Genomic DNA, 8,106 nt, shown 5'->3' with positions numbered 1-8,106 from the left:
TGTCGGCGGACTTCACGCCCGTCCTCGGTGCCGCGCTGCGGGTGGATTACATCAAGGACAACGATGGATACGGCACCGGTGGATTGCTTGGGTTTGCCAACACCCCCTTTGGAACACCTCCCGGAAACAACACGGGCCAGGATCTTTCCAGCTTCACGCTCACGCTCAACTGGCGTCCGGCGAAGAACATCAAAATCCAGCCGGAAATCCGCTACGACCACACTTCCGCCGGGTTGTTTGACGGACAAAACGGCACTCACCATCGCGTCATCGCCGGGGTGGGCGTTTCCTATCTTTTCTAATTCTTTATCTCCATCGCATTCCAACCAACCAAGAACCTGAATCGTAAAATGAAAACCATAGCCTCCCTTCAAAATCATCTCGCCACCGTGCTCGCTGGCGCAATCCTCGCCCTCACGGAGACTCACGAGGAGCGGATTGGGGAAGCCATGGCAAGCGCGATCCGTGACGCCGGCACACGGGCGCAGTGGATGCCCCTCCACCTCGACCCGGAGGGCGCGAAATTGCTCTAAGCTGATATACTGGGCCGATATGAAATTTGAAACCCTTGCCATTCACGCCGGGCAGGGACCGGACCCGGCGTACGGCGCTGTGATGTCTCCGATCTACCAGACCTCGACTTTCGCTTTCCAGGACTACAACAAGCCCGGAGAGTTTGACTACACCCGCAGTGGAAACCCCACGCGCAAGCAGCTCGAAGACTGCCTCGCGGCTCTTGAGGGCGGGAAGTTTGGCTATGTCTTTGCCACCGGAATGGCGGCCTCGGCGACCCTTCTCTCGATGTTCAATGCGGGCGACCATATTATCGTCCACGATGATCTCTATGGTGGCACGTACCGGCTATTAGTCTCTGTGCTGGCTCCCAAGGGCATGGAGATTGAGTTTGTGAACCTGCGTGACCTAGACGCACTCCGAGCCGCGATCAAGCCCAATACCAAGGGGATCTGGACCGAGACCCCGACCAACCCGCTGATGAACCTGCTGGACCTCTCGGCGATTGCGGAGATCGCAAAGCCCAAGGGAATCGTGACGTTCTGTGACAATACTTTCTTGTCGCCGTTCTACCAGCGGCCTCTGGAGCTTGGGATTGACATCGTGATGCACTCGACCACGAAGTACATCAATGGTCATAGCGATGTGGTAGCAGGGGCTGCGATCACCAACGATCCCGAGCTGGCGGCGACGATCAAGATGCTCCAGAACGCGATGGGCACGGCGCAAGCTCCGTTTGACTGCTTTCTCACCATGCGCGGTGTCAAGACGCTTCCCGTGCGTATGGAGCGGCATAACTCCAATGCCCTCACAATTGCGCACTGGCTAGAGGCGCATCCGAAGGTGACCCAAGTGCTCCATCCCGGCCTGGAGTCGCACCCGCAGCATGAACTAGCCCAGCGCCAGATGTCGGGCTATGGCGGGACGTTCAGCTTCCGTGTCACCGATGGCGAGGTTGCCAAGCACCTGCTCACGCACCTGAAGATCTTCGTGCTCGCTGAGTCACTAGGTGGGGTCGAGAGCCTGATCGAGCAGCCGTGGACCATGACGCATCTTTCCATGCCCGAGGACGTCCGTCGAAGACTCACGCTCACCGAGGATCTCATCCGTATCTCCGTGGGTATCGAGCATGTGGACGACCTCATTGCCGATCTGGAAGAAGCACTCAAGTAAGTGCCTATTTAACGTCACTGAAGCCTCGTCGATTTCGGCGAGGCTTTTTTAATTGCCTTGATTGTCTCCGTAACAGATTTATAGAACCCGTGTTTTTTGCGGTAGCCGCTACGTAAGTTTTGGAGCATAGGCAGAGACGCGGGATCGCTGAGCTTGGCTGCGGCGTCTAGGTTCCAGCTCCAGACGGTGCCTGTCTCAAACTGCCGGATGAGATAGGGGACAATCGCGCGGTCTCCCAAGAGTCCGAGCGTGGCACATGCCTCCGCCTGAACTGCGTCTTTAGTATCGTCCACGAGCCGCCAGAGGGCTGCGCGAATCTCTGGAGAGTCGAGGCTACAGCCCTCGCAGTGGATATAGAATGCCGCCCACTCCCGCACATAGGCATCCGGGTCTGCGAGAAAGCATAGAAAAACCGCCTGCACTTGCCTTTTCTGTGGTAGCGTCACGCCACTTTCCCAGAGTCCCATCCCCAGTGCGTGACAGACTCCCTGGCGTACTTTCTTTGAGGAATCCTGGGCGGCAATGCAGAGCGCAGGGAGCATTCCAGGGCGTACTTGGTGGCTGAGTCCCTGTGCGGCAGCAGCACGGACACGAGGCTTTGGGTCGTGATGAAGCCGTTGGAGGAGTGCTGGAATACCGAGCGGAGTTAATCGTGGCCCGGAGTCGAAGTAGCCACCGAGCTCTCCCAGTGTGGAGCAGAGCCGAGCACGCACACGGGCATCGGGATGTAAGACAAGCTCTAGCAGGCGTGGGTAGTGGCAAGCTTTCACAAGACGCAGAGACACAGCAGCCTGATGACCACGCTTGTTGTTTTTACACAGCACTTCCCGAAAGAGTCGTTTCGTTTTTTTGCCCATCGCAGAATTTTATCGTCTGGGACTATTGTCCTGATAAATTGAGTCAAAAGCCCCGCGCCATACGACAACATTTTGGGTTACTATAGACGCTATGAAACACTTGAAGCTTGGTGCGACGCAGCGCTTGACTACCTACCGGAAGATCGCGATTTCGAGCTGGAATCGCCCGGTTGATCCGAGTACCTATGCCTGGGTGGATCTGCCTATCGCTGATGCTGAGGCGTTTCTGAAGAGCTACGTCTCGGAGGTGCGCCCGACGATGACACACTTTGTGGCTAAGATCCTGGCGCACTGCCTGGAGAAGAACCCAGAGCTCAACCATATCCTGCGCCAGGGGAAGCTGTATCGTCGTGAGCGCACCGATGCCTACGTCACCACGCTGCTCAAAGGTGAGGGCTCGCTCGATCTATCGGGATTCACGCTGCCGGATGTGGGGCGTGCGAGCCTTGGGGAGCTGGCGAAAATTTCTCAAGAGGCGGTTGAGGCGCTCCGTAAGGGCACTGATGACGTGACCGCTCGCACGGATAAAGTGGTGGCGAGCCTTCCCGCTCTGCCCCTGCGCGTCCTGATGCGCACCCAGAGCTTCTTTCAGTACACCCTCAATCTCTCACTCCGCGCTTTTGGGATTCCTGATGACCGTTTCGGCTCTTTTGTGATCTCCAACTTCGGGCCGCTCGGGCTGGAAAATGGCCTCGTGCCGCTCTCGCCGTACTGCCGCTGTCCCCTGATGGTAGGAATGGGCAAGGCCGTCAAGAAGCCTATTGTGGAAAAAGATCAGATTGTTATCGCCGAGTGCATGACCATTAGCTTCACCTTCGATCACCGCTACGCAGATGGTGCTCACGGAGCGCAGCTCATGCGGCTCTTTCAGAAGATTTTCCAGAACCCTACGCGCTACGCTCATATCTTCGAGGAGAAAATCCATGACACAGCTCTCCCTGGCAACCCCGACACAGCGTGAAGAAATCTACCGACTGCGCCATGCTATCTATGCTGCCGAGCTTGGCCAGCACGCTGTCAATCCCGAGGGGCGGCTCACCGATGCGCTGGACGAGATCAATGAGTACCTTGTGGCAACAGAAGATAAGAGCGAGGGCGCGATTCTCGGTTTTGTGAGCCTGACGCAGCCTTCCGTTGGACGCTACTCCCTCGACAAGTACTTTGAGCGTACCGCTCTCCCCTTCCCCGTGGATGAAGGGCTCTGGGAGGTACGGCTCCTGACAGTCTTGCCGGAAAAACGCCAGGGAGCACTGGCGATGCTGCTGATGCAGGCGGCACTGCGGCACGTGGCCGTAGCGGGAGGAACCCGGATCGTCGGGATTGGGCGACGCGAGATCAAGTCACTCTACGAATCATCGGGACTGGTGTTTCACGGAAAAACTGCCGTCTCTGGCGCGGTGACCTACGAGCTGATGAGTGCGAGCGTGGAAGCACTGACGCAGCGTGCCTTCGAGATTCAGCCGCTTCTGACGCGCTTGCTAAAGCGTGTCCACTGGAATCTCCCATTTGATGCTTGGCCACAAAAAGCTCGCGCCTCTTGCTACCACGGCGGCGCATTCTTTGGAGCCATCGGTGCGGATTTTTCTCAGCTAGAGCGTCGCCGCAGTGTGATCAATGCCGATGTGCTTGATGCCTGGTTCGATCCCGCCCCGGCAGTACAGACCGCTCTCGCCGAGCACCTCCCCTGGCTCCTCAAAACCTCTCCACCGACCCAGTGTGAGGGGCTCGTGTCCGCGATTTCGGTGGCGCGGGGCATCCCCGAGAACAATCTCGTGGTGGGTGCGGGCTCGTCGGACTTGATCTTTCGGGCTTTTTCTCGCTGGCTCTCCTCGGAGTCTCGTGTGCTCCTTCCCGACCCGGTCTATGGCGAGTATGCCCATGTTTTAGAGAACGTGATCGGTTGTGACGTAGAGCGCTTGCCGCTTTGCCGCACAAATGGCTGGCGGCTCGACACGGGGTTATTGGCAGAGAAACTAGCCTCAGGCGACTACGATCTCTGCGTTTTGGTGCACCCGAGCAACCCCACGGGAAACCTCATGCCTCGCGCCGAGCTAGAGGCGGTCCTGACAGAAGCACATCCCCGAACCCGCGTCTGGGTAGATGAAGCCTACATTGACTATGTTGGGCGCGAGCACTCTCTGGAGCCGCTGCTGGAGACACTTCCCTCGCTCTTTGTGTGCAAGTCGCTCTCGAAGGTCTACGCGCTCTCAGGAGCTAGAGTTGCCTATCTTGGTGGCGCCAAGAGCGAAATTGCCGAGCTACGCCGCTGGACACCCCCCTGGGCCGTGAGCCTGCCTGCCCAGGTTGCCGCCGTTCGTGCCTTGGCGGAGCCTGACTACTACGCCGCTTGCTGGAATCAGACACACGTGCTCCGTCGCGAGCTCGCACAGGCGCTTGCACGGCAGCTCTCCGGTGTCTGTGTGGAGGAAAGTGTGGCCAACTGGCTAACCCTCTACCTGCCCGAGAGCACCCCTACAGCCCAGCAGCTCTGTGAGCTCTGTAGCCATAGGGGTATTTTTCTGCGTGATCTGAGCCACACCAGCACCCGCTTTGGATCGCGTGCGGTGCGAATTGCAGTGAAAGATCATGCCATCAACGAAAAAATTGTTGCCATGCTCGCGGAAATTCTCGCCAAGCCGTAACCAAAACGCCTCTGGCTGCGTTTCTACTAGCAAGGCATGGACGAGTATGGCTTTTTGCTCTGGGGCATGATCCGCGTGTGCGTGATCGCGTGGCTCTTGTTTGTCGTCTTGCGCTGGCTCCTGACTCCGCCACACTGGCGCGATGGCGAAGGCCCGATGGTGGATCATGGTGAGCGCCTCACGGTCGAGTTTTCCTGGCTCCGCTGGTTTTGCGACATTATCTCCCTCAAGTTCTGGCGCTGGTAAAATAGGAGATGACAAGCTTCTGGATCGTGGTCGGTCTGGCGACGGTGGCAGTGCTCGCGCTCCTCTACTGGTGGCGTCGGGTGAGCTGGGAAGACGGCGAAAACAGCGCCCTGCACGATGAAGGCCCACTCCTCGATACGGATGGGGGACGTTCCCGCTGGTGGTGGTTCTTTAGCTATGATGCGAATCGCTTAACACAGTGGCTCTTCAACCTGAAAGACTGGTTTGAGAACCCGGGCCGTCGCCGCAAATAACGGATCTGAGTGATAGACTAGCGGCAGATGGAAGACGATGAATTTACGGAGAGCCTTTGGTACTCCACTGAAGGCGGGCGTAACCTAGGGAGACCGGGGATTGAGGGCGGCTATATCCAGCGCGATGAGGAGCTAGGCGACCCACTAGAGCCCGAAGACGCGGAAGCGCGTATTACCCTAGAGCAGAAAGGTGTAGAGGACCCTCTTTTCTATGTCACGGCACAGCTCTACGGCGGCTGGCTCTTTCTCACCGTCTGCCGCCCAACAAAGACCGAAGCAGAAGCGATCTATACCGAGCTTCGTGCGGAGCTGGAGCGTCTTGCTAGCCTTCTTCCGTTGGAAGAGGAGCCTGACATCGAGATCCGCGCCGCTCAAGTTGCTACCGAATCCGCCGCACTAGAAAGTCGTTTTGCCAGTGTCTGAGTGAGTTATCCACAGGTTATCCACAGCCTGTGGATAACCTTTACCACTTGTGTGCAATGGCGAAGCGTGGGTAGTTGCGGGTGTTGTGGCTGCCCGAGTGAGCGCAGAGGTAGTGGTAAAACAAGACATCGCCGCGCTTGCCTTCTACTTGAATGCCCTCGCCCAAATCTAGCTCTCCTAGTACGTTGTTAAGCATGAACATGCGCTTAAAGCGCTCAGGATCGCTCTTGGCAAGCGCTTCGATTTTCTTATGCGAGCCGGGCCAAACCACGGTGGGAGCGCCGTCTCGCTTGCTGTCGGTCAGATAGAGGAGCGAGGCGAGGCGCATGGGACGCGGGAAGACGACAAAACTATCGCGCTCTAGGGCATGGTCAATGTGCGGCCCGTGGTGCACCCACGGCCCCGGTTGGGGGAAGATATTGATCGCAAACGCAGAGCGCGGCGGCTGCCAGTCCGGCTGGGCTTCGCCGCAGAGCTCAGCTACCAGCTGTGCCATCTCCTTGGTGAAGATCGCGCAGACCTCGGGCGAGTCGTGGCCCGACCCAACCGGCTTGTCTTCCCAGGTGGATGGATCACTCGGATCGGCTCTCAGCTTCTCCCAGATCGCGGCCTCGGCTTTTGCCGCAATATCATCGGGGATGAGGCCGGGGACGAGCAGAAAACCATCGCGGTCAAATGCCGTGTGCTGGTCAGGGCTGAGAAAGCTCATTTGCGCGTGACTTTCGGGCCTTGCGGTGTGTCAGCCAGCTCCCAGCCGAGCTCGGCGAGCTGGGTACGGATGACATCGGAGCGGGCGAAGTCCTTGGCCTTGCGGGCCGCCTGGCGCTCGTCCACAAGGGCTTGAATATCTTCGGGCACCTCAACCGCCACTTCCTCGGTCTTGACCGCCCGCTCTTCAAGCTTCAGTCCCAGCACGGCATCGAAGTGCTTCCAAAGGCGTGGGGAGTCGTAGGAGTGCAGTAGGCCAACCGCACGTGGCACGTTCAGGTCATCGGCGAGGGCTCCAAAGACATCCACAACGGCGGCATCGAACGCGGCTTGGTCAGAGAGTGGCTCATCCTCTGTCCGTGCCACACGCTCGTAGAGGCGCTTGAGGGTTCCGGCAGCGGCATCGAGATTCGAGGCACGTCCGATCTCCTGGTTCTCCTGGTTCCACTCCCACTTGAGCTCCAGCTCACTTCTGTAGTGCGCCTGCAAGCAGAGGTAGCGGTAGGCAATCGGATCATAGCCTGAGGCGATGAGGATCTCCAGGGTGATGAAGCCCCCCTTGCTCTTGCTCATCTTGGTGTCGCGGCCTAGAGTCAGAAACGCCGAGTGCATCCAGACATTAGCAAATGTATGGCCCGTGCAGCACTCGGATTGCGCGATCTCATTGGTATGGTGGACATTGATATGGTCGTTGCCACCGCAGTGAATATCAAATGTCTCCCCAAGGTACTTCATGCTCATCGCGGAGCACTCGATATGCCAGCCGGGGTAGCCCACGCCCCACGGCGATTCCCACTTCATGATGTGGTTGGGCTTGTTGGAGAACCAGAGTACAAAGTCCGCAGGGCCACGCTTAGCACTATCCACATTCACATCGTCGCGTGCCGCCACTTTCAGCTCATCGAGACGTAGGCGTGCCAGCTTGCCATAGTCGGGGAACTTGCTGGTGTCAAAATACAGCGCCTCAGGAGTGGTGTAGGTATAGCCTTTTTCTTCCAGCGCCTGGTTGATGGCGATCATCTCTTGAATATGGTCGGTGGCTCGGGGCAGATGATCGGGGCGTGTCAGATTCAGGCGATCAATGTCGCTTAGGAACGCCTGAGTGTAGAACTCCGCGATCGCCCAGGGATCTTTTCCCTCACGCTCAGCGGCAATCGCCATCTTATCGTCACCCTCATCCTCGTCACTGGTCAGGTGCCCGACATCGGTGATATTCATCACCCAGGTGGTCGCCAGCCCTGCAAGCCGGAGCGTGCGTACCAGTAAGTCCTCAAAGAGAAACGTACGAAG

At 58.1% G+C, this 8,106-nt stretch carries 11 protein-coding genes; 8 read left to right on the top strand and 3 right to left on the bottom strand.

From position 1 onward, the window contains the following. From RMO15_RS29780 to RMO15_RS29770, 3 genes are all read left to right on the top strand, one after another. Positions 1-302 (top strand): outer membrane beta-barrel protein (locus RMO15_RS29780; RefSeq protein ID WP_309721735.1); only part of this gene is annotated, 302 nt, incomplete at its 5' end. Positions 303-350: 48 nt separating this feature from the next. Next, positions 351-533: a hypothetical protein gene (locus RMO15_RS29775; protein ID WP_309721731.1), complete on the top strand. Its 183-nt coding sequence runs from the start codon at positions 351-353 to the stop codon at positions 531-533. Positions 534-552: 19 nt separating this feature from the next. Then, a complete protein-coding gene (locus tag RMO15_RS29770) occupies positions 553-1,686 on the top strand; it encodes a PLP-dependent aspartate aminotransferase family protein (protein ID WP_309721729.1) in 1,134 nt (377 codons plus the stop codon). A 14-nt stretch (positions 1,687-1,700) separates the two neighbouring features. Here RMO15_RS29770 and RMO15_RS29765 read toward each other — a convergent pair whose 3' ends face one another. Beyond that, complete coding sequence (locus RMO15_RS29765; protein WP_309721726.1) at positions 1,701-2,543, bottom strand: HEAT repeat domain-containing protein; 843 nt, start codon at positions 2,541-2,543, stop codon at positions 1,701-1,703. Between the two features lie 91 nt (positions 2,544-2,634). On the opposite strand from RMO15_RS29765, the gene RMO15_RS29760 reads away from it, so the two are divergent. Genes RMO15_RS29760 through RMO15_RS29740 form a run of 5 tightly spaced genes read left to right on the top strand, consistent with a single transcriptional unit; the run spans position 2,635 to position 6,108 of the window. Next, a complete protein-coding gene (locus RMO15_RS29760) occupies positions 2,635-3,504 on the top strand; it encodes a 2-oxo acid dehydrogenase subunit E2 (RefSeq protein WP_309721724.1) in 870 nt (289 codons plus the stop codon). Continuing rightward, positions 3,467-5,185, top strand: coding sequence for a histidinol-phosphate transaminase (locus RMO15_RS29755; RefSeq protein ID WP_309721721.1), 1,719 nt, complete (start codon positions 3,467-3,469; stop codon positions 5,183-5,185). The genes RMO15_RS29760 and RMO15_RS29755 overlap by 38 nt, the downstream gene beginning before the upstream one ends. 36 nt (positions 5,186-5,221) lie before the next feature. Next, positions 5,222-5,431 (top strand): hypothetical protein, encoded by a 210-nt coding sequence (locus tag RMO15_RS29750; RefSeq protein WP_309721719.1) that lies wholly within the window; start codon positions 5,222-5,224, stop codon positions 5,429-5,431. Positions 5,432-5,439: 8 nt separating this feature from the next. Next, positions 5,440-5,685 (top strand): hypothetical protein, encoded by a 246-nt coding sequence (locus RMO15_RS29745; RefSeq protein WP_309721716.1) that lies wholly within the window; start codon positions 5,440-5,442, stop codon positions 5,683-5,685. 27 nt (positions 5,686-5,712) lie between these two features. After that, entirely contained in the window at positions 5,713-6,108 is a 396-nt protein-coding gene (locus RMO15_RS29740; protein ID WP_309721714.1) for a hypothetical protein, read from the top strand. Positions 6,109-6,148: 40 nt separating this feature from the next. Here RMO15_RS29740 and RMO15_RS29735 read toward each other — a convergent pair whose 3' ends face one another. After that, positions 6,149-6,817: a phytanoyl-CoA dioxygenase family protein gene (locus RMO15_RS29735; protein WP_309721711.1), complete on the bottom strand. Its 669-nt coding sequence runs from the start codon at positions 6,815-6,817 to the stop codon at positions 6,149-6,151. Then, the coding region (cysS, locus tag RMO15_RS29730) for a cysteine--tRNA ligase (protein WP_309721708.1) at positions 6,814-8,106 on the bottom strand (1,293 nt) is incomplete at its 5' end. The genes RMO15_RS29735 and cysS, both read right to left, overlap by 4 nt.

The organism is Armatimonas sp. (genome assembly GCF_031410135.1).
Taxonomy (GTDB): Bacteria; Armatimonadota; Armatimonadia; order Armatimonadales; family Armatimonadaceae; genus Armatimonas.
This window is presented reverse-complemented; position numbering and strand designations above follow the sequence as displayed.

Excerpts from the sequence above, each read along its gene's own strand:
- RMO15_RS29755 (WP_309721721.1), top strand. The coding sequence starts at position 3,467 with ATGACACAGCTCTCCCTGGCAACCCCGACACAGCGTGAAGAAATCTAC.
- RMO15_RS29765 (WP_309721726.1), bottom strand. The coding sequence starts at position 2,543 with ATGGGCAAAAAAACGAAACGACTCTTTCGGGAAGTGCTGTGTAAAAAC.
- RMO15_RS29735 (WP_309721711.1), bottom strand. The coding sequence starts at position 6,817 with ATGAGCTTTCTCAGCCCTGACCAGCACACGGCATTTGACCGCGATGGT.
- RMO15_RS29770 (WP_309721729.1), top strand. The coding sequence starts at position 553 with ATGAAATTTGAAACCCTTGCCATTCACGCCGGGCAGGGACCGGACCCG.
- RMO15_RS29745 (WP_309721716.1), top strand. The coding sequence starts at position 5,440 with ATGACAAGCTTCTGGATCGTGGTCGGTCTGGCGACGGTGGCAGTGCTC.
- RMO15_RS29775 (WP_309721731.1), top strand. The coding sequence starts at position 351 with ATGAAAACCATAGCCTCCCTTCAAAATCATCTCGCCACCGTGCTCGCT.
- RMO15_RS29740 (WP_309721714.1), top strand. The coding sequence starts at position 5,713 with ATGGAAGACGATGAATTTACGGAGAGCCTTTGGTACTCCACTGAAGGC.
- RMO15_RS29760 (WP_309721724.1), top strand. The coding sequence starts at position 2,635 with ATGAAACACTTGAAGCTTGGTGCGACGCAGCGCTTGACTACCTACCGG.
- RMO15_RS29750 (WP_309721719.1), top strand. The coding sequence starts at position 5,222 with ATGGACGAGTATGGCTTTTTGCTCTGGGGCATGATCCGCGTGTGCGTG.